At 68.4% G+C, this 25,323-nt stretch carries 18 protein-coding genes and 7 pseudogenes; 20 read left to right on the top strand and 5 right to left on the bottom strand.

Features of this window, described 5'->3' with window-relative positions:
• The first annotated feature begins 110 nt into the window (after window positions 1-110).
• The 10 genes and pseudogenes from hydA (at window position 111) to ABFB10_RS13780 (ending at window position 11,869) form a co-directional block, all read left to right on the top strand.
• Window positions 111-1,565: pseudogene (hydA, locus tag ABFB10_RS13825) on the top strand (dihydropyrimidinase).
• Between the two features lie 145 nt (window positions 1,566-1,710).
• Window positions 1,711-2,124: a VOC family protein gene (locus tag ABFB10_RS13820; protein ID WP_347166956.1), complete on the top strand. Its 414-nt coding sequence runs from the start codon at window positions 1,711-1,713 to the stop codon at window positions 2,122-2,124.
• Window positions 2,125-2,176: 52 nt separating this feature from the next.
• Window positions 2,177-2,974: an ABC transporter ATP-binding protein gene (locus ABFB10_RS13815; RefSeq protein ID WP_347166955.1), complete on the top strand. Its 798-nt coding sequence runs from the start codon at window positions 2,177-2,179 to the stop codon at window positions 2,972-2,974.
• Window positions 2,975-3,394: 420 nt separating this feature from the next.
• Entirely contained in the window at window positions 3,395-3,820 is a 426-nt protein-coding gene (locus tag ABFB10_RS13810; RefSeq protein ID WP_347166954.1) for a GNAT family N-acetyltransferase, read from the top strand.
• Between the two features lie 262 nt (window positions 3,821-4,082).
• A pseudogene (locus tag ABFB10_RS13805) lies at window positions 4,083-5,032 on the top strand (ABC transporter permease).
• A 142-nt stretch (window positions 5,033-5,174) separates the two neighbouring features.
• Window positions 5,175-6,027, top strand: a pseudogene (locus tag ABFB10_RS13800) (ABC transporter permease).
• A gap of 44 nt (window positions 6,028-6,071) precedes the next feature.
• Window positions 6,072-7,058: an ABC transporter substrate-binding protein gene (locus ABFB10_RS13795; RefSeq protein WP_347166953.1), complete on the top strand. Its 987-nt coding sequence runs from the start codon at window positions 6,072-6,074 to the stop codon at window positions 7,056-7,058.
• Window positions 7,059-7,306: 248 nt separating this feature from the next.
• Entirely contained in the window at window positions 7,307-8,152 is an 846-nt protein-coding gene (gene rfbD, locus ABFB10_RS13790; protein ID WP_347166952.1) for a dTDP-4-dehydrorhamnose reductase, read from the top strand.
• Between the two features lie 351 nt (window positions 8,153-8,503).
• Window positions 8,504-10,195 (top strand): alpha-amylase family glycosyl hydrolase, encoded by a 1,692-nt coding sequence (locus ABFB10_RS13785; protein WP_347166951.1) that lies wholly within the window; start codon window positions 8,504-8,506, stop codon window positions 10,193-10,195.
• Between the two features lie 87 nt (window positions 10,196-10,282).
• Complete coding sequence (locus ABFB10_RS13780; RefSeq protein ID WP_347166950.1) at window positions 10,283-11,869, top strand: hypothetical protein; 1,587 nt, start codon at window positions 10,283-10,285, stop codon at window positions 11,867-11,869.
• A 175-nt stretch (window positions 11,870-12,044) separates the two neighbouring features.
• Here ABFB10_RS13780 and ABFB10_RS13775 read toward each other — a convergent pair whose 3' ends face one another.
• Both ABFB10_RS13775 and ABFB10_RS13770 read right to left on the bottom strand, forming a co-directional pair.
• A complete protein-coding gene (locus tag ABFB10_RS13775; RefSeq protein ID WP_347166949.1) occupies window positions 12,045-13,277 on the bottom strand; it encodes a glycosyltransferase family protein in 1,233 nt (410 codons plus the stop codon).
• Between the two features lie 4 nt (window positions 13,278-13,281).
• Window positions 13,282-13,518 carry an HAD hydrolase family protein gene (locus ABFB10_RS13770; RefSeq protein ID WP_347166948.1) on the bottom strand — a complete coding sequence of 79 codons (237 nt, stop codon included), beginning with the start codon at window positions 13,516-13,518 and terminating at the stop codon, window positions 13,282-13,284.
• Window positions 13,519-13,663: 145 nt separating this feature from the next.
• Between ABFB10_RS13770 and ABFB10_RS13765 the strand changes: the two genes are divergently transcribed.
• A complete protein-coding gene (locus ABFB10_RS13765; protein ID WP_347166947.1) occupies window positions 13,664-13,879 on the top strand; it encodes a hypothetical protein in 216 nt (71 codons plus the stop codon).
• A gap of 33 nt (window positions 13,880-13,912) precedes the next feature.
• Here ABFB10_RS13765 and ABFB10_RS13760 read toward each other — a convergent pair.
• Together ABFB10_RS13760 and ABFB10_RS13755 are read right to left on the bottom strand one after the other, a co-directional pair.
• Window positions 13,913-14,050, bottom strand: a pseudogene (locus ABFB10_RS13760) (HAD hydrolase family protein); the annotation flags it as partial.
• A gap of 123 nt (window positions 14,051-14,173) precedes the next feature.
• Entirely contained in the window at window positions 14,174-14,800 is a 627-nt protein-coding gene (locus ABFB10_RS13755; RefSeq protein WP_347166946.1) for a nucleoside triphosphate hydrolase, read from the bottom strand.
• A gap of 158 nt (window positions 14,801-14,958) precedes the next feature.
• On the opposite strand from ABFB10_RS13755, the gene ABFB10_RS13750 reads away from it, so the two are divergent.
• The 4 genes and pseudogenes from ABFB10_RS13750 (at window position 14,959) to ABFB10_RS13740 (ending at window position 18,651) form a co-directional block, all read left to right on the top strand.
• Complete coding sequence (locus ABFB10_RS13750; protein ID WP_430523018.1) at window positions 14,959-16,737, top strand: PHA/PHB synthase family protein; 1,779 nt, start codon at window positions 14,959-14,961, stop codon at window positions 16,735-16,737.
• A 228-nt stretch (window positions 16,738-16,965) separates the two neighbouring features.
• Window positions 16,966-17,121 (top strand): annotated as a pseudogene (locus ABFB10_RS24155) (DUF1007 family protein); the annotation flags it as partial.
• A 19-nt stretch (window positions 17,122-17,140) separates the two neighbouring features.
• Window positions 17,141-17,608, top strand: a complete 468-nt coding sequence (locus tag ABFB10_RS13745; protein WP_347166945.1) for a DUF1007 family protein — start codon at window positions 17,141-17,143, stop codon at window positions 17,606-17,608.
• On the top strand, window positions 17,593-18,651 hold the full coding sequence (locus ABFB10_RS13740) for a nickel/cobalt transporter (RefSeq protein ID WP_347166944.1): 1,059 nt from the start codon (window positions 17,593-17,595) through the stop codon (window positions 18,649-18,651). The genes ABFB10_RS13745 and ABFB10_RS13740 overlap by 16 nt, the downstream gene beginning before the upstream one ends.
• Window positions 18,652-19,072: 421 nt before the next feature.
• Here ABFB10_RS13740 and ABFB10_RS13735 read toward each other — a convergent pair whose 3' ends face one another.
• On the bottom strand, window positions 19,073-19,861 hold the full coding sequence (locus tag ABFB10_RS13735; protein ID WP_347166943.1) for a DeoR/GlpR family DNA-binding transcription regulator: 789 nt from the start codon (window positions 19,859-19,861) through the stop codon (window positions 19,073-19,075).
• Window positions 19,862-20,006: 145 nt separating this feature from the next.
• Between ABFB10_RS13735 and ABFB10_RS13730 the strand changes: the two are divergent.
• The 5 genes and pseudogenes from ABFB10_RS13730 (at window position 20,007) to ABFB10_RS13710 (ending at window position 25,312) form a co-directional block, all read left to right on the top strand.
• A pseudogene (locus tag ABFB10_RS13730) lies at window positions 20,007-20,977 on the top strand (ABC transporter substrate-binding protein).
• On the top strand, window positions 20,977-22,680 hold the full coding sequence (locus ABFB10_RS13725) for an ABC transporter permease (RefSeq protein WP_347166942.1): 1,704 nt from the start codon (window positions 20,977-20,979) through the stop codon (window positions 22,678-22,680). The pseudogene ABFB10_RS13730 and the gene ABFB10_RS13725 overlap by 1 nt, the downstream one beginning before the upstream one ends.
• Entirely contained in the window at window positions 22,668-23,723 is a 1,056-nt protein-coding gene (locus ABFB10_RS13720; protein ID WP_347166941.1) for an ABC transporter ATP-binding protein, read from the top strand. Before ABFB10_RS13725 ends, ABFB10_RS13720 begins: the two co-directional genes overlap by 13 nt.
• A pseudogene (locus ABFB10_RS13715) lies at window positions 23,723-24,788 on the top strand (MBL fold metallo-hydrolase). The gene ABFB10_RS13720 and the pseudogene ABFB10_RS13715 overlap by 1 nt, the downstream one beginning before the upstream one ends.
• Window positions 24,785-25,312 (top strand): histidine phosphatase family protein, encoded by a 528-nt coding sequence (locus ABFB10_RS13710; protein ID WP_347166940.1) that lies wholly within the window; start codon window positions 24,785-24,787, stop codon window positions 25,310-25,312. Before ABFB10_RS13715 ends, ABFB10_RS13710 begins: the two are co-directional and overlap by 4 nt.
• Window positions 25,313-25,323: the final 11 nt, after the last annotated feature.

Below are 25,323 nucleotides of genomic sequence, written 5' to 3'. Positions count from 1 at the left end.
CCGCGAGGATTTCCGTTTGCAAGACCGCCGGGACGGGCGGCACCATTTTCTGACATGCGTCGGCTGAAGACCGGCGGCCCCGGCGGGGCACAAACGACAGGAGAGACCCCATGACCACAGTGATCAAGAACGGCACCGTCGTCACCCATGACCGCAGCTACAAGGCCGATGTGCTGATCGAGGGCGAGCCGGATCGTCGAGGTCGGCGAAGGCCTGTCGGGCGATGAGACGCTGGACGCCACCGGCTGCTATGTCATGCCCGGCGGGATCGACCCGCATACGCATCTGGAGATGCCCTTCATGGGCACCTATTCCACCGACAATTTCGACTCTGGCACCCAGGCGGCGCTGGCGGGCGGCACCACCATGGTGATCGACTTCGCCCTGCCCTCGCCCGGTCAGGGCCTGCTGGACGCGCTTCAGATGTGGGACAACAAGTCGGGCCTCGCCCATTGCGACTATAGCTACCACATGGCCGTGACATGGTGGGGCGAGCAGGTCTTCGACGAGATCAAGACGGTGATCGAGGACCGTGGCATCACCACCTTCAAGCACTTCATGGCCTACAAGGGTGCGCTGATGGTGCAGGACGACGAGATGTATGCCTCGTTCCGCCGGATCGGCGAGTTGGGCGGCATCGCCATGGTCCATGCCGAGAACGGCGACGTGGTGGCCGACCTGCAGCAGCAGCTGCTGGCGGCGGGCAATACCGGGCCCGAGGCGCATGCCTATTCGCGCCCCCCGAGGTCGAGGGCGAGGCCGCCAACCGCGCCATCATGATCGCCGATATGGCGGGCGTGCCTTTGTACATCGTCCACGTCTCCTGCGAAGAGGCGCATGAGGCCATCCGCCGCGCCCGCCAGCAGGGCAAGCGCGTCTGGGGCGAGCCGCTGATCCAGCATCTGACGCTGGACGACAGCGAATACGCCCATCCCGACTGGGACCACGCGGCGCGGCGCGTCATGTCGCCGCCCTTCCGCAACAAGAGGCATCAGGACAGCCTCTGGGCGGGGCTGCAGGCGGGGTCCCTGTCGGTCGTGGCCACCGACCATTGTGCCTTCACCACCGAGCAGAAGCGCTATGGTCTCGGCGATTTCACCAAGATCCCCAATGGCACCGGCGGTCTGGAAGACCGGCTGCCGATGCTCTGGACCCATGGCGTCGGAACCGGTCGCCTGACGCCCGAGGAATTCGTCGCCATGACCTCGACCAATATCGCCAAGATCCTCAACTGCTACCCCCGCAAGGGCGCGATCCTGCCCGGCGCCGATGCCGATATCGTGGTCTGGGACCCCGAGAAGGAAAAGACCATCACCGCCGGCACGCAGGTTTCTGCCATCGATTACAACGTCTTCGAGGGCCACAAGGTCAAGGGCCTGCCGCGCTTCACCCTGACCCGCGGCCATGTCGCCGTCTACGACGGAGAGCTGCGGTCGCGCGCGGGCCACGGCGAATTCGTCAAGCGGACCGGCAATACGCCCACCAACAGGGCGCTGTCGAAGTGGAAGGCCCTGACCGCGCCGCGCCCGGTGGAACGCTCGGGCATTCCGGCCAGCGGCGTGTGATGTCGGGCACCGCTCATGGAAACGGCGCAAAGGCATGGCCCCAGCGCCCGGGGCCTGCCCGCGCCGCCGCAGGTCCGTACCGGGCTGGGATCGCACCGCCTTTCCGGCCCGGCGACCCGCAGCGCGCCGCATGGGCAGGCCGTTCATGACCGCCCCCGCGCTCTCCGGCGTGCTCGAAGCCGCGCTTTACGTCGACGACCTCGACAAGGCCGAAGCCTTCTACGCCGGTCTCCTCGGGCTGGAGCGTATCCTGCGCGTCGATGGCCGCCACGTCTTCTTTCGCGCGGGCGAGACCGTCGTCCTGTGCTTCGTCGCAAGCGCAACGCGGCAGCCACCCGCCAAAGGCGCCCTGCCCGTCCCGCCGCATGGCGCGTCAGGCCCCGGGCACCTGTGCTTTGCCGCCGCCTCCCTCGACAGGCTGCGCGACCACCTGACCGCAAACCACATCGCCATCGAGGCGGATTTTCACTGGCCGCACGGCCCGCGCTCGATCTACGTGCGCGACCCGGCGGGCAACTCGGTGGAATTCGCCGATCCCGCGCTCTGGGCAAAGCCATGACCCCTGCCGACGCCCGACCGCCCCCCCAAGGATCCAAGATCAAAAAGACGCCATGACCCAGACCCAAGCCAGCCCCGACCAACCGGTCATCCGCGCCAGCCACCTCGACCTGACCTTTCACACGGCGGACGGTCCGGTGCATGCGCTGAAGGATGTCTCGCTCGACGTGCCACCCGGCGCCTTCGTCTCCTTCATCGGGCCCTCGGGCTGCGGCAAGACCACCTTTCTGCGCTGCATCGCGGCGCTGGAGACACCGACCGGAGGCAGCCTCACCGTCAACGGCATGACGGCGGATGAGGCCCGCCGCGCCCGCGCCTACGGCTACGTCTTCCAGGCGGCGGGGCTTTACCCACGGCGCACCATCGGCGGCAACATCCGCCTGCCGCTGGAGATCATGGGCTTTTCCAGGGCCGAACAGGCGGAACGCACCGCCCGCGTCCTCGACCTGGTAGAGCTCTCCGGCTTCGAGAAGAAATTCCCCTGGCAGCTCTCGGGCGGCATGCAGCAACGCGCCTCGATCGCCCGCGCGCTGGCCTTCGACGCCGACCTGCTGCTGATGGACGAACCCTTCGGCGCACTGGACGAGATCGTCCGCGACCGGCTGAACGAGGAACTGCTCAGGCTCTGGGACAAGACCGGCAAGACCATCGCCTTTGTCACCCATTCGATCCCCGAGGCGGTCTACCTCTCGACCCATATCGTCGTCATGTCCCCGCGCCCGGGCCGCATCACCGACGTCATCGAAAGCCCCCTGCCGCGCGACCGCCCGCTCGACATCCGCGACACGCCGGAGTTCATCGAGATCGCCCACCGCGTCCGCGAAGGCCTGCGCGCGGGGTATCAGGAATGAGCGCCCCAGCCCCCTTTGCCGGGCCATCCGCCCCGCATCCGGCCTCCGCGCCTCCGGGCGCGCCGGGTTCTTCCCCGCCGCCCGGGCCGCCTCCGCCCCCCTGCACCGGGCGGACTGGCCGGAGGTCGGAACCCGATCCGGCACGCGCGATAATGTGACCGGCGGGGCCGACCGCCCCGATCCCAACCGCAGCGGCGGCGCGACTCAGGACAGGCGGGAGGACGGCAGGATCCCCGCACCGCTCCCGCGCCAAGACGCGACCCGGACCGCTCCGGCAGGCAGGCCCGCGTCTCTTCTGCGCCAAAACACCGAAGCGCCCCGCGCACCCCGCCGCCGGGGTCTCACCTCGCCTGGCTTCTTCTTGGCCCAAATACCTCCTGCACCACTGCCACATACGCCCCGTCCGAAAGGCCGCGCCGCATGACCCCGATCCGCCCCGCCACGCGCGCCGACATTCCCGCCTGCGCCCGCCTCGTCCACGACTGGGAACGGGCCACGGGCTATATCCACGACACGCCCGACCTTGAAACCCTGACCGGCTATATCCTCGAGGCCTTTCCCGCGCGCGAGATCCATGTCTGTGGCGATCCCGTCTCCGGTTATCTCTCCATCGACCCGGCCGAGGCCAAGCTCGGCGCGCTCTACCTGGCCGAACCCGGAAAGGGCACCGGCACGCGCCTGATGGACCGCGCCAAGGACGGGCGGGACCAGCTCTGGCTGACGGTCTATGTCCCGAACATCCGGGCCATAGGCTTCTACAAACGCGAAGGCTTCACCACCACCGCCGAGCTTCCGCCCGACCGCGCGGGTGCCCCGGCCATGCTCAGGATGGAGTGGCAGCGATGACCCGCCCCCTGACGCTCCCCGCCGCCACGCGCCGCCGCAGCCCCCTCGCCGCCGGGGCACCGACCCGCGGCAAGATCCGCCCCGCAGCGCGCGCCACATGCCGCCGCGCTGCCATCGCCGCCATCCCCCTCTGGGCACCGGGCCGCAGCCCTGCGGCTGCCGCCGGGGTGACCGCCTCGCCCCGGCGCCTGCATGCCGGCGCCGCCCCGGGCTGCCCGGGCCATGTCGCCCTCTCCCCCACACCGCAACGGGAGGCCCGGACATGACCCGCGCCCTGCCGATCCTCACCATGATCGCCGCCGTGCTGGCGCTCTGGTACGCGACCGCCGTGCCGATGAACGTGCAGGAGGTGCTGACCCGCGCCGAGCGCGCCGGGGCAGAGGTCTCTCCGCCCACGCTACCGTCGAGCGCCGGGACCAGGGCAGCTGGTCGCTGGTGCTGCAAAACACAGGCCTCCTCGGCGAAAGCTGGAGCCTCGACCGGCCCCGCCTGCCCGCCCCGCATCAGGTGGTGGCGGAACTCTATACCTCGACCATCGACGAAGAGCTGAACGGACGGCGCGGGCTGGTGAACTCCGGCAGCCTGTCGAACCGCTCGCTGATCTACCACGGGCTGGTGACGCTGAACGCGACACTGCTGGGCTTCCTGATCGGCACCGGGCTGGGCGTGCTGCTGGCCATCGGCATCGTGCACAGCCGGGTGATGGACATGAGCGTGATGCCCTGGGCCATCGTCAGCCAGACCGTGCCCATCGTGGCGCTGGCGCCGATGATCATCGTGGTGCTCTACTCGATCGGCGTGCAGGGGGTGATCCCCAAGGCGGTGATCTCGGCCTACCTGTCCTTCTTCCCGGTGGTCGTGGGCATGGTGAAGGGGCTTCGCAGCCCCGACGCCATGCAGATGGACCTGATGCACACCTACAACGCCAGCAAGGCCACGGTGCTGCGCAAGCTGCGGCTGCCCGCCTCGGTGCCCTATCTCTTCGCCTCGCTCAAGATCGCCATCGCCGCCAGCCTCGTGGGCGCCATCGTCGGAGAGCTTCCGGTCCAGAAAGGCGGCCTCGGCGCGCGCATGCTGGCGGGCAGCTACTATGGCCAGACCGCGCAGATCTGGGCCGCGCTCTTCATGGCCGCAGCCCTTGCCGCGCTGTTGGTCTGGGCCATCGGTGCCGCCGAGCGCAGCACCCTGAAACGCATGGGGATGAGCCAATGACCGCCGCAAACCCGTTTTCCGCACCGGAAAACGCGAAATCCGCCGCGGATTTCGCCACCCCCCGCAGCAACCCGTTTTCCGGCCCGGAAAACGGCGCGGATTTCGTCCCGAAATCCGCCCCCCACCGGGAAAGGCCCGCGCCATGATGCTGGTTCTTGCCGCCCTCGCGCTCTGGGCCGCGGGTCTCGCGCTCAACCTGCGGCTCGCCACCGGCCCCGCCCGCGACCGCGCCACCACCCGCCTGCTGGTGCCGCTGATCTTCGGCGCCACCCTCATCGGCATGTGGGAGCTGACGGTGCGCGGCCTCGGCGTGCCCCGGGTGATCCTGCCGCCGCCCAGCCAGATCGCCCAGACCTTTGCCGCCAACCTGCCGCTGCTCTGGAGCGACTTCACCCAGACCATCCTCAAGGGCGCGCTTTCGGGGTACCTCATCGGCTGCTCCGCCGCCTTCGTCACGGCGCTGGTGATCGACCGCAGCCCCTTCCTGCGCGCGGGCCTCATGCCGCTGGGCAACTTCATGGCGGCGCTGCCCATCGTCGGCACCGCGCCGATCCTCGTCATGTGGTTCGGCTTCGGCTGGCAGTCCAAGGCGGCGGTCGTGGTGCTGATGGTCTTCTTCCCGATGCTGGTGAACTGCGTCGCGGGGCTGACGGACACCACGGCGATGCAGCGCGACCTGATGCGCACCTATGCCGCCTCCTGGGGCCAGACGCTGCTGAAGCTGCGCCTGCCCGCCGCGCTGCCCTTCATCTTCAACGGGCTCAAGATCTGCACCACCCTCGGCCCTGATCGGCGCCATCGTCGCGGAATTCTTCGGCTCTCCGACTCTGGGTCTGGGCTTTCGCATCTCCACCAGCATCGGGCAGCTCGATCTCGGCATGGTCTGGGCCGCCATCCTCGTCGCGGCCATCGCGGGCACGCTGACCTACGGGCTTGCGGCGCTGGTCGAGAAGCGCATGACTTTCTGGCACCCCTCGCAGAGGGGCAGCCGATAACGGGCCCGGGCAAACGGGCCACGACCACCAAGGAGGTACTGCCAATGAAACAGACATGGATCGCCGCCACCGCGGCCCTCGGCCTTGCCAGCCCGGCGCTGGCCGCCGACGCGGTCACGCTGCAGCTGAAATGGGTCACGCAGGCCCAGTTCGCGGGCTACTACGTAGCGCTGGAAAAGGGTTTCTACGAAGAGGCCGGCCTTGACGTGACCATCCTGCCCGGCGGCCCCGACATCGCGCCGACGCAGGTGATCGCCGGCGGCGGCGCCGACGTGATCGTCGAGTGGATGCCCGCCGCGCTGGCGGTGCGCGAGAACGGGTTGCCGCTGGTCAATATCGCCCAGCCCTTCAAGGCCTCGGGCATGATGCTGACCTGCTGGAAGGACGTGGGCATCGAAAGCCCCGAGGATCTCGACAACCGCACGCTGGGGGTCTGGTTCTTCGGCAACGAATACCCCTTCCTGTCGTGGATGTCGGCGCTTGGCATCGCCACCGACGGCAAGGCCGAGGGCTCGGTCGAGGTGCTCAAGCAGGGCTTCAACGTCGATCCGCTGCTGCAGCGGCAGGCCGATTGCATCTCGACCATGACCTACAACGAGTTCGGCCAGGTGCTCGATGCGGGTGTGACCGAGGACGAGCTGATCACCTTCAAGTACCAGGACCAGGGCGTCGCCACCATGGAGGACGGCCTCTACGTGCTCGAAGAGAACCTCTCGGACGAAGCCTTCGTCGACAAGATGGCGCGCTTCGTCGATGCCTCGATGCAGGGCTGGAAATGGGCCGAGGAGAACACCGAAGAGGCGGCGATGATCGTGCTCGACTACGACGAGACCGGCGCCCAGACCGAGGCGCACCAGATCCGCATGATGGGCGAGGTCGCCAAGCTGACCGCGGGCTCCAACGGCGCGCTGGACCCCGCCGATTACGAGCGCACGGTCGAAACGCTGCTGGCGGGCGGCTCCGACCCGGTGATCACCAAACAGCCCGAGGGCGCATGGACCCACGTGGTCTCTGACAAGGCGCTGGACTGAGCCGCGACGGCTTCGGTCCCTGACGCGCCCGGCCCGCGCGAGGGCCGGGCCCTCCGCGCGGCCTGACCGGGAAACGACACCCCTGCGGGACACCGCGGGGGTGTTTGCCCCTGCGGCGGCGGCCAGAAGAGCCGCCTCTCCGACCGGCCCGGCGCGCCCTCTCCTTGCCCTGCCGCTGTCGCGCGCGCTACACAAGCCCCGACCCGCCGCGCGCCCACCGGCGCATCGCCACCGAAGGAACAGCCGCCATGATCCTCGTCTTCGGCAAGACCGGCCAGGTGGCCACCGAACTCGGTCGCCTGGGCGGCGTCACCCTGCTGGGGCGCGACCGGGCCGACCTGTCGGACCCGCAGGCCTGCGCGACGGCCATCCACCACGCCCGCCCGCGCGCGGTCATCAACGCCGCCGCCTATACCGCCGTCGACCGGGCCGAAGAGGAGGAACCCCTCGCCACCCGGATCAATGCAGAGGCCCCCGGCGCCATGGCCCGGGCCTGCGCCGCGCTGGACATCCCGCTGGTGCATGTCTCGACCGATTACGTCTTCGACGGCAGCGGCGACAGCCCGCGCGACCCCGGGGCCCCCACCGGACCGCTCAACGCCTACGACCGTTCCAAGCTGGCCGGAGAGCAGGCGATCCGCGACAGCCATGCGGCCCATGCCATCCTGCGCACCTCATGGGTCTTCTCCGCCCATGGGGCCAATTTCGTGAAGACCATGCTGCGCCTCGGCGCCAGCCGCGACAGCTTGAGCGTGGTGGCCGACCAGATCGGCGGGCCGACCCCCGCCGCCGCCATCGCGGGCGCCTGCCAGACCATGGCCGGGCAGCTGGCAGAGGGCAAAGGCACCCCCGGCACCTACCACCTCTCAGGCGGTCCGGACACAAGCTGGGCCGGTTTCGCGCGCGAGATCATGGCGCAGGCCGGGCTGCCCTGCCGCATCACCGACATCCCCACATCCGACTTCCCGACCCCGGCAGAACGGCCCTTCAACTCGCGCCTCGACTGCAGGTCACTGGCAGACCGCTTCGGCATCGCCCGCCCCGACTGGCGCAGGCATCTGTCCGAGGTCCTCGCCGAATTGCACGCCGCCTGACATCCGCCCCGGACCGCGCCGCCCCGTCCCCGGCGGCCGTCCTGCACAGCCGCATGCCCGCACGGCCCAGGCCTCCCCTCATCCGTCCTTCTTCTGTCCGGAAAATATCCCGGGGTCCGGGGCAGAGCCCCGGTTCCGACACCGCCCCATCGGACCGCCGCCGGCGTTCTGCCCAATTCATGGGCAGCCCCCACCCCTCACCCACCATAAAGCCGCCATCCCGGCCCGGCCATTCGCCGCCCGGGCCTTTACCCGCCGCCAGAGCCGTATACCCTTTGAGCCATGACCCAGCCGGACGCCAAGCCAGCACCCGCCCCCGCTGCCCTCGACAGCCGTCTCAGGGCGCTTCTGATGCGCCTCTACCCGGATCGGGATAGCGACGCGCTGACCGCTGAAGTGCTGAACGCCTTCTGGCCCGACCGCACCTGGCGGCGCCGCACGCGCAGGCCGGGCAATGCGCTCTGGTCTCAGAAGGACGCGGTGCTGATCACCTATGGCGACAGCCTGATCGACGGCGTCTACAAGCCGCTCGACCTGCTGCGCGACTTCCTGAACAGCTACATGAAGGGCACCGTGAACGGGGTGCATATCCTGCCCTTCTTCCCCTTCACCTCGGACGACGGCTTTGCGGTGACCGACTACCGCAAGGTGAACCCGGCGCTTGGCGACTGGCCCGACATCCAGCGCATCGGCGAGGATTTCGACCTGATGTCCGACCTCGTGCTGAACCACGTCAGCAGCCAGGGCACATGGTTCAACGCCTACCGGCAGGGACAGGAACCCTACGACAGGTTCTTCTTCGAGGCCTCCCCGGACGACGACCTGTCCATGGTCGTCCGCCCGCGCACCACGCCGCTGCTGCAAGAGGTCGAGACGGCGAAGGGGATCAAACACGTCTGGTGCACCTTCAGCCACGATCAGGTCGACCTCGACTTCCGCAACCCCGAGGTGCTGCTGGAGATCCTGCGCATCATCCGCCTGCATGTGGACATGGGGGTCAAGATCATCCGTCTGGACGCCGTGGCCTTCGTCTGGAAGGAGCCGGGCACGCCCTCGATCCACCTGCCCAAGACCCATGCCATCGTGCAGCTACTGCGGGTGCTCGCGGATTTCGCCAGCGAAAGCGTGATCCTGCTGACCGAAACCAACGTCCCCAAGGCCGAGAACCTGTCGTACTTCGGCCAGTTGAACGAGGCGCATTGGATCTACAACTTCCCGCTGCCGCCGCTGATCCTGCACGCCATGCTTTCGGGCAACGCGGTCTCGCTGTCCAAGTGGCAGCGCGCCATGCCGCCCGCGCCGCAGGGCTGCGCCTACCTGAACTTCTCCGCCAGCCACGACGGCATCGGCATGCGCCCCGCCGAGGGCCTGCTGCCGGACGAGGAAATCGCCCGCATGATCCGCACCGTGCAATCGGGCGGCGGGCTCGCCTCGATGCGCGCGCTGCCCGATGGCGGCACCGCCGTCTACGAGCTGAACGCCACCTATTTCTCGGCGGTGAGGAAGACCTACAGGGGCGAGGACGGGATGCAGGTGCCGCGCTTCCTCTGCTCGCAGACCATCGTGATGTCGCTGGAAGGGGTGCCCGCCTTCTACATTCATGCCATGCTGGGCACGCCCAACGATCTCGAGGGCGTGGACCGGCGCGGCATGAACCGCGCGATCAACCGCCACCGCTGGGACTACCCCGCATTGCGCAGGCTGCTGGAGGACCCCGAAAGCGATCAGAGCCGCGTGCTGACGGCGCTGTCCGACCGGCTGAAGATCCGCGCGAAGCAGCCCGCCTTTCACCCCAATGCCACCAACTTCACCCTGACGGTGGACGACCGCGTCTTCTGCGTCTGGCGCCAGTCCATCGACCGCAGCCAGTCGATCTTTGCCCTGCACAACGTCAGCGCAGAGACGGTCGAGCTGCCCCCCGGCGCGCTGAACCTGATCGCGGACGAGACATGGACCGACCTGCTGTCGGGCGAGACCCTGCACCCCGAAGAGGACGGCGTGACTCTGGCGCCCTACCAGTGCCGCTGGATCACCAACCGCTGACCCGGGGGCCGCAGAGGGCAAAAGGCTATGCGGATTCAGCGAACCATGGCATCGTGACGGTCTGTTCCATGAATTGGACCCGATACATTGACCTGTCTACACCCGCGCCTTTTGCGCCCGCTTCTGTCCGCCTTCACCCTGGCGACCCTTGGCCTTGTCGTCAGCCTAACGCCGGGAACTCCCGCCTCCGCCGCCGAGATCACCCGGCGCGGCAGTTGCGAGGCCTCGCTGACCGGGCAGATCGACCCCGGCGACGGCGACCGCCTGCAGGCGATCCGGGACAGCGATAGCTGCCGCTACTTCGAGCTGTATCTCTCGTCCCCCGGCGGCAGCGTCAAAGAGGCGCTGTCCATCGCCGACAGCCTCATGAACGTGATCACCTTCATCGAGGCGGATCAGCAGTGCCTGTCCGCCTGCGCGCTGATCTTCATGGCGGCACGGACCTGCGGCGGCGCGCCCTATTACTGTGCGCCGACGCGGAACATGCACCCGACCGCGACGCTGGGGTTTCACGCGCCCTTCCTGAAGCCCGGCCAGGCAGAGCAACTGGTGCCACTGGACCTGTCGTTCAAGGCTGCCCTGGGCATCTTCGCCGATATCCAGAACACCTTTTCCCGGATTTCCGCCAGCGTCGCCAGCACCGGCTACTCCGGGTCGATGATCCATGCCGACCTCTTCGCCAAGATGTTCAGCACGCCGCCCGAAGAGTTCTACACCATCGTCACCAACGACCAGTTCCACACCTTCGGCATCGGCCTGACCGGCGATGTGCCCGAGGACCGCGCGCCGGATCTAACCCGCGGGCAGGCGGAAATGCTGTGCTACAACGTCCTCTACGATACCTACCGGGGCTGGAACCACTCGGAATACGGGTTCGAGGATTATGGCACCATGACCCTCGGAGACGTTCCCAGCGTCGCCGACTACCGCAGGCGCGGAAACGAGCAATTCGTCCGCTTCGACGGTCTGAACCTTGGGATCGGCTGGTCGGGATGGTGCCAGGTCCAGGGGTTCGAGGGAAATCCCATGCTGGACGTGGCGCTGTACCGGGGCGATGCCTTCCCTTCGCAGGACACGCCCGCCGAGGAACGGGACCGCCTGCATTACAGCATGGCCTATCCCGCCCAGACGCCGGTGGCCGGCCTGTCATGGGGCGGCTCCGGCTCTGGCGCTTCGGTGTCCCTGCCCGAACTGACCGGACTGGCGCGCGAGTATTTCCGGCGGCTGGACCGGACGGGCAATGGCGCCCCCTCTGCCCTGTGGATTTCGGAAAAGCGCGAAGCCATCGACAGCGCCGCCTCGGGCATCTGCGCGACTCGAGGCGCTCGACATCCTGAACCAGTCGCGGTCCGGGCGGTCTGCCTCTGTCGTGCTGCGGGCCAGCGTCACCGCCTGCGGCGCGTCCAGCGGCGAATCCTACCGGCTGCGGATGGAGTTCACCGACACCGGGTCCGGCTGGCAGATCATGGCGCTTTCGAGCGCCGACTGATCCGCCCGCCGCCCGTTCGGCCCCAGCGGACTCTTTCCGGGCAGGGCGCAGAAAGCCGACATGTCCGACGGCGCTTCGGCGTTGCCCGAGCGCCTTCGGCCACCTGCACGAAGCACGCGAGGATCGACCGGGGCCGACAACGTTTCGCCCCCTGCGCCGCATCAGCCCGGTCGGGTCATCCATAGGCCCCCTGCCCGGACAGGCCCCATGATCGCAGGGGTCGAACAGCCTGCTGCCGCCTCTCTGGCCGCATCGCGTGACGCGGCGCAGGCCAGACGCCTTGCGCAGGTCACCCTGCCCTCTTCGCCGCGAGCATGCTGTCGGGGCCAAGCCCGCCCCCGGCGAGCGCCCCGCTGCCCCTCAGAACGGCATGGGCGCGAATTCCGCCTCGTCCGCCGCCACCGCCGCCTTCAGCTCGGCCACCAGCGACGGATCGGCGGCGTTCACCCGGCTCCAGTTCGGGATGAAGGGCGCCTCGTTGGGCTTGGCCAGGAAGGTATGCCCGGCCACCATGATATTCTCGGCGAACAGCTCGATGGTCTTCTCTTCGCGGTGCCGGTCCAGCGTCAGCCCGTTCATCTTGGCGTCGTTGTCGTAGAACTCCAGCAGGTCCAGCGCGACGCGGTAGTAGGTCGCCTTGAGCGCCCGGAAGGAGTTCGCCGTGAACACCGTCCCGTCGGCGGCGAGCTTGCGGAAGATCGCCTTGCAGATGTCGGTGGACATGCGGTTCAGCCCGCCCTGCGCGTCCTCTTCGCTGACCTCCTGATGCTTGTGGTCATAGGCATCCGAGATTTCGACCTGACAGACCGAATGCCGCCCGAGATTGCGCCAGACCTCTGACAAGACACCGATTTCCAGCCCCCAGTCCGAGGGGATGCGCAGGTCGGGCAAAAGCGAGGTGCGCAGCGCGAATTCCCCCGACAGCGGGTAGCGGAAGGCGCGCAGGTAGTCGATGTAATCGCGGTCGCCCACCACCTTCTTCAGCGCGATCAGCAGCGGCGAGACCAGAAGCCGCGTTACCCGCCCGTTCAGCTTGCCGTCGCCGATGCGCGGGTAGAAACCCTTGGACAGCTGGTAGCGGAAGTTCGGGTTCACCACCGGGTAGACCAGCCGCGCCAGCATCTCGCGGTCATAGGTGACGATATCGCAGTCGTGCAGGGCCATCACGGCGCTGTCCTGACAGGAAATCAGGTAGCCCATGCAGGTCCACATGTTCTTGCCCTTGCCCGGCTCTTCGGGGGCAAGGCCGTGCTCGGTCAGCCGCTCTTCCAGCGCCTTCATCCGGGGGCTGTCGTTCCAGATCACCACGTGGTTCTGCGGCAGTCTGGAAAAGAAGTCGCGCGCGCGGCGGAACTGGCTTTCGTCGGCCCGGTCCAGCCCGATGATGATGCGGTGCAGGTAGGTGACCTGGCGCAATTCGTCGAGGATATTGCCCAGTGCCGGGCCTTCGAGTTCCGAGAAGAGCGAGGGCAGCACCAGCGTGATTTTCCGCGTCTGCGCAAAGGTCTCGATCTCGTAGACCAGCTCCTCTAACGGGCGCTGCCGAAGGTTGTGAAACTGCGCGATGTTTCCGTTCTGGTGAAAATCGGCCATGGTCTCAATCCCCTGCCTTCTGCAACTCTTGAACGAGTCCGATCACGGCATCGTTCCAGCCCTCGGGGCCGATCTTCCTCGTTCGGCGGATGCGGCCCCCGGCCTCTTCGGGCAGCGGGGCGATGGAGGGCGCATGGTCGTTGCGGACGATCACGCCCACATCCGCCGCCTGCAGCAGATCCACGTCGTTGGGCGCGTCCCCCAGCGCGATGACCGTATCGGGCGACAGCTCTGCCGCCACCTGCCGCAGCCCGTCCGCCTTGGTCCGGCCCAGCGACAGGGTCAGAAAGCGCCCGCCGTGCCGCGCATGGATGCCCTGCCGGTCCAGTGGCCTGAAGAAACGCCCGGAGGTCGCGGTCGCCGCCCGTCCAGAGCCCCGGTTCCGAGTGTTCGCGACGGCGGGCCAGCGCCGCGCCCTGCTCTGGCAGGCCGGTCGTCTCCGCGATCTCTGCCGCCGTCATGTCACCGAACCCGCGAAAGCGCTGACGCAGCCGGTCGGGCAGCCTCTCCAGCGCGGCGCGGATGCGGGCGTAACCCGGCGCTGCGCCATCGGCCACACCGGGCCGGTACAGGCCCGCACCGTTTTCGACGATGGCCGGTAGGGCGCCAAGCCCCAGCGCCCGGTGCAGGCCCCGCACCTCGGCGGCGGTCTTGGAGGTGGCGAGGATCAGCGGGATGCCGCGCTGTTTCAGCAGCGCCAGCGCCGGGGCGGCGGCCTGCCATGAATAGGTCTCGTGATCCAGAAGCGTCCCGTCGAGGTCGCTTACCACCATCAGCCCGGGCACATCCGCTCCTTCGCTGCCTCTGCCCCTTTTATGCCCCCCGGTGGCGGGCGCGGCCAGATATCGGGGCGGCTTTGGCGGGCAGCGGGCAGCAGTTCGCCTAATTTTTGGGCGTCAGTCGCTCCAGGGCAGCACCAGGTCCACCGGCCCGCGCCCCGGGGCCACCCGGCGGGCGTTGGGGATATCGTTGCCCTCTGCCTTTTCCCGGGCCTGCGCGGGGCTGTAGCCGAAGCCTGCCCAACGCTGCAGCAGCCGCCGCTCCAGTTCCGGCACCGGCACGTCAAGGAAGACCGACAGGTCCCAAAGCGGCGCCAGCGCCGTCCACGGGGCCTCTGCGAGACAGAGGTAATTACCCTCGACCACGACGACCGAGACCTCCGGCCCGATCTCCTGCACCCCGGCGATAGCGATTTCGCGCGAACGGTCGAAGACCGGCACATAAACATGCTCTCCGGCGGCGACCCGGCCCAGGGTGGCGGTAAAGCCGCCCGCGTCGAAGGTCTGAGGCGCGCCCTTGCGGGGCAAGAGCCCCTTCCGGCGCAGCACCGAATCGTCGAGGTGAAAGCCATCCATCGGCATCAGCGCCGCCTGCGGTCCAAGCGCCGCGACCACCGCCTCTGCCAGCGTCGACTTGCCCGCGCCCGGCGCACCGGCCAGCGCCACCATCAGGCGCCCGCCCCGCGGGGCAAGCCCGTCCAGCCGCGCGACCACCGTCCTTGCCGCCTTTTCCACCGTTGTCATGGCGCAGATCCTCCGTCCCTGCCCAATACCTGACACCAACCCGGGACCGGCCCGCAAGGGGCTGGATCTGTAATGCCTTTTGGACCACTCTGACAGGACGCGGCCAGGAAGACGGCGCCAGATCGTCCCTAGCCGTGCCATAACCCGGGGAGGGGGTCATGAGCGACGAAACCACCACCGGCGAGACCGTGGACATGGGCGATCTCGGCAGCAGGCAACGCGAAACGGCAGAGCGGCTGCAACAGCTGTCCCTGCGCCTGATGTCCGCGCTGTCGCGGCGCAAGGCGCCCAACCCGGGCATCGAGGCGCCCGGCCCCGACCTTTACGCCAAGACCGCCGCCGCGTGGTGGGAACAGATGATGCAGAACCCCGCCCGCGCGGTCGGGCACACCATGGGTTTCTGGGAAGGCTCGATCCGCGCCTGGACCGGCGCGATGAACCCCGGCCCCGACGACGCCGAGGCCAAGCCGGACAAGCGTTTCACCGACGGGGAATGGGACAGCAACCCCTGGTTGAACTACCTGAAACGGCAGTACAAGGTGACCTCCGGCGCCATGCGCGCGGCGGTCGAGGATCTGGACACGCTGCCCGACAAGGAAAAGCGGCGGCTGCGCTATTTCTCGGACCAGATCGCCAACCTGATGGCGCCGAACAACTTCCTCGGCTCCAACCCCGAGGCGCTGCGCCGCGCCATGGAGACAGACGGCGAAAGCCTGATCCAGGGGCTGGAGAACCTGGTGACCGATCTGGAGGCCAACGACGGCGAGCTTCTGGTCAAGCTGGTGGACGACAGCGCCTTTTCGGTGGGCGAGAACATCGCCACCGCGCCCGGCCAAGTGGTGCTGCGCACCAAGATGATGGAACTCATCCAATACGCGCCCGCGACCGAACAGGTCCACGCCGTGCCGATCGTGATCTTTCCGCCCTGGATCAACAAGTTCTACGTGCTCGACCTGAAGCCGCAGAACAGCCTGATCCGCTGGCTGGTCGATCAGGGCTACACGGTCTTCGTCGCCTCTTGGGTCAACCCCGGCCCCGACATGGCCGACACCGGGATGGAGGATTACATCGAGCACGGTTTTCTGGCGGGGATCGACGCCGCCAAGAAGATCACCAAGCAGAAGAAGGTCAACGCGGTCGGCTACTGCATCGCGGGCACGACGCTGTCGCTGACGCTGTCGCTGCTGAAGCAGCGCGGCGACCGCTCGGTCAATTCGGCCACGCTGTTCACCGCGCTCACGGATTTCTCCGATCAGGGAGAGTTCACGCCCTTCCTTCAGGACGATTTCATCGACGGCATCGAGGTCGAGGTGAACCGGTCGGGTCTGCTGCCCGCGCGGGTGATGTCGCGGACCATGTCCTTCCTGCGCTCGAACGACCTAGTCTACGGCCCGGCGATCCGCAGCTACATGCTGGGAGAAACGCCGCCCGCCTTCGACCTGCTGTACTGGAACGGCGACAGCACCAACCTGCCGGGGCGCATGACGATGCAGTACCTGCGCGGGCTGTGCCAGCGCAACGAGTTCGCCAAGGGCGCCTTCGAGCTGATGGGGCACAGCCTGTCAGTCCGGGATATCGACGTGCCGCTGATGGCGGTGGTCGCCCAGACCGACCACATCGCCGCGTGGAAGGACTGTTACCGGGGGGTGCAGGCCATGGGCAGCGGCGCCAAGACCTTCGTGGTCTCGGAATCGGGCCATATCGCCGGGATCGTGAACCCGCCGTCGAAGAAGAAATACGGCCACTACATCAACGACGACCTGCGCGGCGATGCCGAGGCATGGCTGGCCGAGGCCAGCTTCCACGAGGGATCGTGGTGGCCGCGCTGGGATGCCTGGCTGACCGAGCGCTCGGGCGAGATGGTGCCCGCCCGCAAGCCCAGGCAAAGCGATCTGGGCCCCGCGCCGGGCAGCTACGTCAAGGTCAAGGCAACCTGAGGCGGGGGCGTCCCGGGGATGCGAAGGCGGGCCGGGCGACGAGGTCGGGGCCCCGGCCCTCCGGGACAGCGGCGCCCCGTGGGGCGCGACGACGGGAGGCGCGGCGACGGGAGCGCGGCGATGACCGGCGCGACCCGCCCTTCCCTGCATGCTCGGATCTCCGCCGGGGCGCCGCGCGGCGCGGCTTGCGCGATTGAGTGCGGCGCCCGGCACAGGTAAGACAGCCCCATGATGCGCCTCGCCCCCCTTGCCCTTCTGCTGCTGCCCAGCACCGGCCTTGCCCACCCGCATATCTTCGTCGATGCCTCTGCCGGGTTGCGTTTCGACGACGCCGGACGGCTGGAGGCGCTGCGGATCGTCTGGCTTTACGACGGCATGACGACGCTGAACCTTTATGTGCAGCTTGGCACTGGACGAAGACGGCGACGGCGCGCTGAACGAGATCGACCTCGCCCGCGTTGCCCATGGCGAGACCGACTGGCCCCCCGACTACGAAGGCGACACCTATCTTCTTCAGGGCAACGCCAAGGTGCCGCTGGGGCGGCCCCGGAACGGCACCGCGCGGATGATCGGCGACCGGGTCGAGGTCACCTTCGACCTGCCCCTTGCGGAACCGCTGGCGGTGACCGATGGCGCGGTCCTGAAGCTCTACGACCCGACCTATTTCTACGCCTACTCGGTGGAAACGGTGCTGGAGCCCTCGGCCCTGCCCGCCGACTGCGCCCTTTCGGTGGTGCCCTTCGAACCCGACGCCGCCGACGCAGAGGCGCAGCGCCAGCTTGCCGCGCTGTCCGCCGAAGAGGTGCCCGACGATCCGCAGATCGGTGAACGCTTCGCCGATGAGGTAAGGCTGACATGCGGCTCGTCCTGACGCTTGCCGGGGCGCTGGGGCTGGTGCTGCTTCTGACATGGGCGGCATCGGGGCCTCAGGCCGATGCGCTGTTTCACTGGGCCGCGATGCAGCAACGCGATGTCCAGAACGCGATGGCGGGCGCGCTGCGGGCGATCCGCTCTGGCGACAGGCTGGCGCTGGCGGGTCTGTGCGGCCTGAGCGCGGCCTACGGCTTCCTGCATGCCTTCGGGCCGGGCCACGGCAAGATCCTGCTGGGCGGCGCCGCCCTTGCCGGAGCCGTGCCGATGCGCAAGATGGCGGCCATCGGCATCGCCGCCAGCCTTGGCCAGTCCGTGACGGCCATCGCCATGGTGACGGTGGGCGCGGGCATCGTGGCCGCCGCGGGCGGTGGCGAGGCCCTTGCCGAAGGCCTGCTGGCAAATGCAAGCCGCTGGATCGTGGCGGCCATCGGCGCGCTGATCGCCCTGCGCGGGGCACGGCATCTTTGGCAGGTCCGGCGCGCAGCGGCCCCCGTCGCCATCGGCTCCGGCCTTGACGGGCTTGCGGCCGCCCCGGCGCGGATGGACCGGCACGGGACGCTCGCGGCGACGACGGACCTGCCGTTCAAGGCACGGGCATTCCGCCACGCGGCCCATGCGGGGGCAGCCTCGGGCCAGACCCCCGGCGCCCACCACGATCACCACGCGGCCCATGACCCGGCCTGCGGCTGCGGCCATGCCCATGGCCCCACGGTCGCAGAGGTCGCCGCCGTCACCTCGCCCCGAGAGATCGCGGCCCTGATCCTTGCCATCGCGATCCGCCCCTGCACCGGCGCCCTGTTCCTGCTTGCCATCTCCTTCGGGCTGGGCATCCCGCTTGCCGGCATCCTTGCCACGCTTGCGATGGGGCTGGGGACCGCCGGGTTCAACCTGATTGCCGTCGCCGGGGGCGGGTTTCTGGGGCGCCTGCTGCGCGACCGGGCGCCCCGGTCGCTTGGCGCCGGAACCGCCCTGATCGGCGCGGGCCTGCAACTGGCGGCGGGCACGGTCATCGTGATCCTGACGCTGGGCCTGATGCCGTAGCGGGCGAGCTGCCCCCCGCTGGACAGGGGGCGACGGGCCTCTCTCGCGGAAGCCCTGCGCCGGGGGCCGCGCCGGGACGGGCTTTCAGGGTCCGGCATGGCCCCGATTGCCGCCCGCCCTTCCCGGATCGGCGCCCTCCCGCCCCCGCACTGGCGCCGCATGCTCGGCCCCCGTTGCCGGAAACGCCACCCCACCCTTGCCGGAACCGGGAGGCGGTCGCATCTTCAGGATCACGCCACCGGACCCGCTGCGCCCTTCAGGGAAAACGGATTGCAGGCATGCGCTGCATCGACTGCGAAGCCCAGATGTCCGCAGGGTGCCGAAGTCGGCCAGGTGAGTTCCTTCATCGGGCTGCCCGGCGCATCACGCGGGGCCGAAATGCGCCCCGGGAGGCAAGAAGCAGGTCAGGGCCGCGCTGCGCTCACACCTCGATGACCCGGCATTCGGCCTGCCTGCAGTCCCGCAGCAGCGCCGGTGCCAACCGCGCGCCGGTGACGACCACGTCGAAGTCGCGGATATGGCCCATTTGGCAGGCGAGATCCAACCCGATCTTGGTGCTGTCCACCACAAGGACACTCTGCTTGCCGCAGTCGACGATGGCCCTGCGCACGGCGATCTCGTCCGAGTTGTAGTCCATCACGCTGCCCGAGGCAGACACCCCGCCGCAGCTGAACACGGTGTAATCGACCCGGTATCTCGAGAAGAACGCATGCGCGGCCACGCCGATCATGTCGAGGTCGCGCATGCGGACCGGTCCGCCGGCCAGCTCGACCGCGACACCGGGCGCGTTCTGCAGCGCGCAGACCGCGTGGATGCTGTTCGAGGCCACGAAGAGATCCTTGTGGGAGGTCAGGAACCTTGCGCATTGCTCTACCGTCGTCCCCGTCCCAAGCGCCACGCGGGCGCCGTCGGGGATCAGGTTCTTGACCGCCAGAGCGATGCGTTGCTTTTCTTTCCGGGCAATCCCCTCGCGCGGCAGATATCCGATGTTCTCGCTCTGCTGACGCAATTGCGCCCGCCCATTGCGCCGCTGCACCAGGGCAGCCTCGTCAAGATCGCGCAGATCCGCGCGAAGGGTCTGGACCGATACGCCCAGACGCCGGGACAGATCGACCGCCGACAGGGACTCGTTCTCCGACAGAAGCGCGATGATGGCGTCACGACGCCCATGCAGGTCCAGCCTCACAAGAACTTTCCTTCGAAAACACATGCATCCGGGGAAAGCTTATGAGGGATCGGTAAGTGTCTCAATATAAATAAATATTTAATACTACAGTTACAAAACTGTTAATAAGCGCGGGGATAAGGGCGCCGAAGACAGCTTTCGTTCGAAAGCATCAACCCGGGAGTGCCCCATGAAATCCGTCCTCACCACCACCGCTTTCGCGCTCATGGCCAGCACCGCCATGGCCGACACCATCACGCTCTATACCTCGCAGCCCAATGCCGATGCGCAGCAGACCGTCGACGCCTTCAAGGCGGCCAACCCGGGCACCGAGGTCGAGTGGGTCCGTGACGGCACGACCCAGCTTCTGGCACGCCTGCGGGCCGAGATCGAAGCCGGCAACCCGCAGCCCGACGTGCTGCTGATCGCCGACACCGTCACGCTGGAAGGCATGGCGCAGGAAGGCCTGCTGAGCCCGTATCAGTCGCCCGAGGCCGACGCCTACGATGCGGCGCTCTATTCGCCCGAAGGCCACTACTACTCGACCAAGCTGATCACCACCGGCATCATCTACAACACCGGCGTCGACACCGTTCCGGCCTCGTGGAGCGACTTGGCCGATCCCTCGATGAAGGGCATGGTCGCCATGCCCTCGCCGCTCTATTCCGGCGCCGCGCTGATCCACCTGGCCACGCTGACCGGCGAGGAAAGCCTGGGCTGGGACTACTACGCCAGCCTGGCCGGAAACGAGGCCCGCGCACAGGGCGGCAACGGCGGCACCTTCCGAGGCCGTGGCCTCGGGCGAGAAGCCCTACGGCATGGTCGTGGACTTCCTGACCATCCGCAACAAGGCCGAAGGTTCGCCGGTCGAGTTCGTCTTCCCCGAGGAAGGTGTGTCCTACGTGACCGAGCCGGTGGCGATCATGTCCTCGGTACGACAACATGGAAGGCGCGCAGAAGTTCGTCGATTTCGTGCTGAGCGCCGAAGGCCAGCAGCTGGTTCTGGACATGGGCTACATTCCCGCCCGTGACGGCATGGGCGTGCCCGAGGGCTTCCCGGCCCGCGAGGACATCCAGCTGATGGCCTTCGATCCGGCCGAGGCGCTCGCAAACGCCGAAGCGAACAAGGCCCGGTTCGCAGAGCTCTTTGGCGCCGAGTAATGGGGACAGCCTTGCAATCAGGAAGCAGCCGAGCCGAGGCTCGGCTGCTTTCGTCCATCCTGATCATTGCGCTTTTCCTGACGCTGGCGCCCGTGGTGCGCCTGTTCTTCGAGGGCGTCACCGACCGGGGGCGGCCAAGCCTCGTGCTGATGCGCGAGGTGCTGGCACAGCCCTCCACCCTGAGCGCGCTGAAGCATTCGATCGTCACCGCGGGCCTCGGCACCGTGGTGTCGCTGGTGCTGGGCGCGGCCTTTGCCTTTCTCGTGGCGCTGACCGACCTGCGCGCCAAGGCTGCGCTGGTCTTCTGCCTGATGATCCCGATGATGATCCCGCCGCAGATCACGGCGCTGTCCTGGACCCAGATCATGGGGCCGTCGTCGGTGCTGCTGAAGGCGCTTGGCATCGCGCCGCCGCTGGGGTCGCCGCAGCCGCTCTATTCGCCCGAAGGCATCATCCTGCTTCTGGGCATCCAGCACATGTCGATCATCTTCCTGACCCTGCGCGCGGGCCTGCGTTCCATTCCGCAGGACGTGGTCGAGGCCGCACGCATCAGCGGCGCCCGGGGGCTTCGGACCTGGTGGCAGGTGGTGCTGCCCCTGACCCTGCCAAGCCTTGCGGCGGGCACCGCGATCACCTTCGTGACGGCATTGGGCAATTTCGGCATTCCGGCCATGCTGGGCATTCCCGCGGGCTATTCGACGCTGCCGACGCTGGTCTACCAGAAGCTTGCCGGCATGGGCACGACCGTGCTGGCCGAGGTTTCGGTGCTGGCCATGCTGATCGGCGCCGTCGCCGTGACGGGCATCCTGCTGCAACGCCATTTCCGGGGGCGGCAGAAGCTGCACCTAGTCGGCAGCACCTCGCGCCCCCTGGCCCTGCCGCTGGGCGCGGCGCGGCTGCCGGTGGAGATTGCGCTCTGGGCCGTCGTCTGCGCGATCCTCGTCCTGCCAATGTTCGGACTGCTGGCCACCTCGCTGGTGCCGGCCTACGGCGTGCCGCTGCGGCTGGACACGCTGACGCTGGACAAGTGGCATGAGGTGCTGTTCCGCCAGCCGGTGACGACGCGGGCCTTCGCGAACTCCTTCGGCCTCGCCGCCGGGGCCTCGCTGGCGCTGATGCTGATCTGCCTGCCGCTGGCCTGGCTGATGGAACGGCGGCGGACGCGCCTGGCACGGGTTTTCGACAGCCTGCTCGATCTGCCCTACGCGCTGCCCGGCGTGGTGCTGTCCATCGCCATGATCCTGCTGCTGATCAATCTGCCCTTCACCGATGCCACGCTGTACGGCACGATCTGGATCATCTTCCTGGCCTACATGGCGCGGTTCTTCGCGGTCATGTTCCGCCCGGTCGAGGCCAGCCTGAAGCTGCTCGACCCGGCCATGGACGAGGCGGCGCAATCGGTCGGTGCCTCGCTGCGCCGGCGGCTGCGCGACGTGATCCTGCCGCTGTCCGCCCCGGCGGCGGCGGCGGGCGCGATCCTCGTCTTCCTGACCGCCTTCAACGAGCTCACCGTTTCGGCGCTGCTCTGGTCCTCGGGGACCGAGACCCTTGGCGTGGTGATCTTCAACCTCAACGACAGCGGGGAAACCGGCATGGCCAGTGCCCTGGCGATGACCATCGTCTTCGTTGTCATGGCGCTGATGGGGCTGGTCCAGCTGCTGTCGCGCCGTTTTCCGAAAGGAGTCGTCCCGTGGCAGACATAGACCTGTCTTCCGTCGGCAAGACATTCGCGGGCACGCCCGCGCTGCAAGACATCACCACCCGTTTCGAGGACGGCGAGTTCATCGCGCTGCTCGGGCCCTCGGGCTGTGGCAAGACCACCCTGCTGCGCATCCTCGCCGGGTTCGAGACCCCCACGCGCGGCCGCCTGCGGATCGGCGCGCGCGAGATGGCGAATGCCGACACCGGGGTGAACCTGCCCCCCGAAGAGCGCAACATCGGCTTCGTGTTCCAGTCCTACGCGCTGTGGCCGCACATGAGCGTGCGCCGCAACGTGTCCTACCCGCTGGAGATCCGCGGCCTGTCGAAGGCCGAGATCGCGCGCCAGGCCGATGCCGCGCTTGCGGCGACCGGGCTTGCACCCTACGCGGACCGGATGCCATCGGACCTGTCGGGCGGCCAGCGTCAGCGCGTGGCGCTGGCGCGCTGCCTTGTCTCCGATCCCTGCGCCGTGCTGCTGGACGAACCGCTGGCCAACCTTGACGTGGCGCTGCGCGCCTCGATGCAGGGGGTGTTCACCGACTTCCACCAACGCACCGGCGCCACCATGGTCTATGTCACCCACGACCAGGCCGAGGCCATGGCCATGGCCGACCGGATCGCGGTGATGGACCAGGGCCGCATCCGGCAGTTCGACACGCCGCAGACGCTTTACGAACGACCGAAGAACCGCTTCGTGGCGGAATTCGTCGGGCGCGGCACGGTTGTGCCGGTGCGGGCTGTCGCGCCCCGCAGCGAGGCGCTGGAGGCCGAGGTGCTGGGCGCCCGCGTGGCGGTGCAGGCGGAACCGCAACGCGGGCAAGCCCCTGTCAGCCACGTCTGCCTGCGCCCCGAGAACCTCAGCATCGCCGAGACGGGCGACCTGCGCGGCAAGGTCTCGCGGATCACCTACATGGGCGGCAAGTACCTGCTCGAGGCGATCTCCGGCTGTGGCGCGCGCCTGTTCGTCGAAACGCGGACGCGGTTCGAGGTCGGCGCACAACTGGGCCTTGCCATCAGCAGCCCCTGGGCCTTCGCGGAGGACTGATGCAGAGCGTGAAGATACTGTCAGGCATCGGCGACAAGGGCCCTGCCTGCATTCAACTGACCGTGGACGGGCGGATCTGGCTGCTGGATTGCGGCTTTGGCCCCGAGGCGCATGCCCATTTCGACCCAGCCTGGCTGGAAGGCGCCGAGGCGGTCTTTATCACCCATGACCACATCGACCACATCGGCGGCGCCTCGCACGCGGTCGAGGCCGGGTTGCCGATCTATGCCACCGCGCAGACCGCCAAGGCCCTGCCGCCGGCGGCGGGGTAATCCTGCTGCCCGAGCGGGGGCAGACGGTGATCGACGGCGTGACGCTGACCACCGGGCGCAACGGCCATGCCCTGGGCGGCGTCTGGTTCCATTTCGACCTCGGCGACGGGTTCTTCTATTCCGGTGACTGGTCCGAGGAATCCGACTGGTTCACCTTCGATGCCCCGCCCCCGGCGGCGACCGCCGTCCTCGACTGTTCGTACCATCTGGATGACGTGCCCCAGTCCGAGCGCTTCGCCGCGCTTGATGGGCTGCTGGACCGGATGCAGGGCCAGGTGCTTCTGCCAGTGCCGCCCTCGGGACGCGCCGGCGAGATGGCCCTGCACCTGATGCGGCGCCATGGCTGCGAAAGCGTCATGCTGGACCCCGAATGCCAGTCGGCGCTGCGGATCGCGCTCGACAGCGGGGCGGTCTGTCCCGACGCCCGCGATGTGGCGCCGCTGCTGGATCGCGGCCCGATGGAACAGGCGCGGTTCCTTGTCTGCGACACCCCCAACGCCGATGGCGGCGCCGCACTGGGGCTATGTCCGGGCCTGGAACGAAAGCAGTCGCCTGGGCCGCGATGCGCATGTGGTCTTCACCGGCCACATGACCGCCCATGCGCGCGGCATCTGCAGCGTCCCGGGCGGGCATTTCCAGCGTTGGAACGTGCATCCCCCTGCGCGACCAGCTGAAAATGCTCAGGCGTCTCGGCGCACGGCGCTTCGCACCGGCCTTCTGCACCCGCCCCGAGGACTACCTGGCCGAGGATCTGGAGGTCGAGGTCTTCTTCCACGACCGGGTGCGCCTGTGAGGGGCCTGACGCGTCCGGCGCGGGACTTCTGCCTGATCCGGCACGGCGAAACGACGGCGAATGCGGACGGGATCATCGCGGGCATCACCGACGTGCCCCTGACCGCGCAGGGCCGGGATCAGGCCCGCGCGCTGGCCGCTGGGCCCCGGCCCGACGATCTTGCCGTTTACGCAAGCCCTCTGGCACGCGCCCGGGAAACCGCGCGCCTTGCCTTTCCCGGACGGCAGGTCCGGCTGCACCCCGGCCTGCGCGAACGGGACTGGGGCGTGTTCGAGGGGCGCCCCCTGGCCGAGCAACCGGCCCGCGAAGACACTCCCGACGGCGGCGAGCCACGGGCCGACATGCTTCGGCGTGTCGAGGCGACGATCCTCGGGATCTGCGCGGACCAGCCCGGCGCCCTGCCTGTCCTCATCTGCCACTCGGGCGTCATCCGCGCCGCACGCGTCCTGTGGACGACGGGCCATGCGGGCGGGCGCCCCCGAATGCAACCCCGCTTCTGTTCCGCAAGGCGGGGCCTGACCTGACGGAGACACCC

It is taken from the genome of Ponticoccus litoralis, assembly GCF_039769985.1.
GTDB lineage: Bacteria > Pseudomonadota > Alphaproteobacteria > Rhodobacterales > Rhodobacteraceae > Ponticoccus > Ponticoccus litoralis.
Note: the sequence above shows the minus strand (reverse complement) of the source record. Positions and strands in the feature narration are given on the sequence as shown.

What these genes read in the sequence shown, in the direction of transcription:
- ABFB10_RS13820 (WP_347166956.1), top strand. Translation starts at nt 1,711, where the DNA reads ATGACCGCCCCCGCGCTCTCCGGCGTGCTCGAAGCCGCGCTTTACGTC.
- ABFB10_RS13815 (WP_347166955.1), top strand. Translation starts at nt 2,177, where the DNA reads ATGACCCAGACCCAAGCCAGCCCCGACCAACCGGTCATCCGCGCCAGC.
- ABFB10_RS13810 (WP_347166954.1), top strand. Translation starts at nt 3,395, where the DNA reads ATGACCCCGATCCGCCCCGCCACGCGCGCCGACATTCCCGCCTGCGCC.
- ABFB10_RS13795 (WP_347166953.1), top strand. Translation starts at nt 6,072, where the DNA reads ATGAAACAGACATGGATCGCCGCCACCGCGGCCCTCGGCCTTGCCAGC.
- rfbD (WP_347166952.1), top strand. Translation starts at nt 7,307, where the DNA reads ATGATCCTCGTCTTCGGCAAGACCGGCCAGGTGGCCACCGAACTCGGT.
- ABFB10_RS13785 (WP_347166951.1), top strand. Translation starts at nt 8,504, where the DNA reads ATGCGCCTCTACCCGGATCGGGATAGCGACGCGCTGACCGCTGAAGTG.
- ABFB10_RS13775 (WP_347166949.1), bottom strand. Translation starts at nt 13,277, where the DNA reads ATGGCCGATTTTCACCAGAACGGAAACATCGCGCAGTTTCACAACCTT.
- ABFB10_RS13755 (WP_347166946.1), bottom strand. Translation starts at nt 14,800, where the DNA reads ATGACAACGGTGGAAAAGGCGGCAAGGACGGTGGTCGCGCGGCTGGAC.
- ABFB10_RS13750 (WP_430523018.1), top strand. Translation starts at nt 14,959, where the DNA reads ATGAGCGACGAAACCACCACCGGCGAGACCGTGGACATGGGCGATCTC.
- ABFB10_RS13740 (WP_347166944.1), top strand. Translation starts at nt 17,593, where the DNA reads ATGCGGCTCGTCCTGACGCTTGCCGGGGCGCTGGGGCTGGTGCTGCTT.
- ABFB10_RS13735 (WP_347166943.1), bottom strand. Translation starts at nt 19,861, where the DNA reads ATGTGTTTTCGAAGGAAAGTTCTTGTGAGGCTGGACCTGCATGGGCGT.
- ABFB10_RS13725 (WP_347166942.1), top strand. Translation starts at nt 20,977, where the DNA reads ATGGGGACAGCCTTGCAATCAGGAAGCAGCCGAGCCGAGGCTCGGCTG.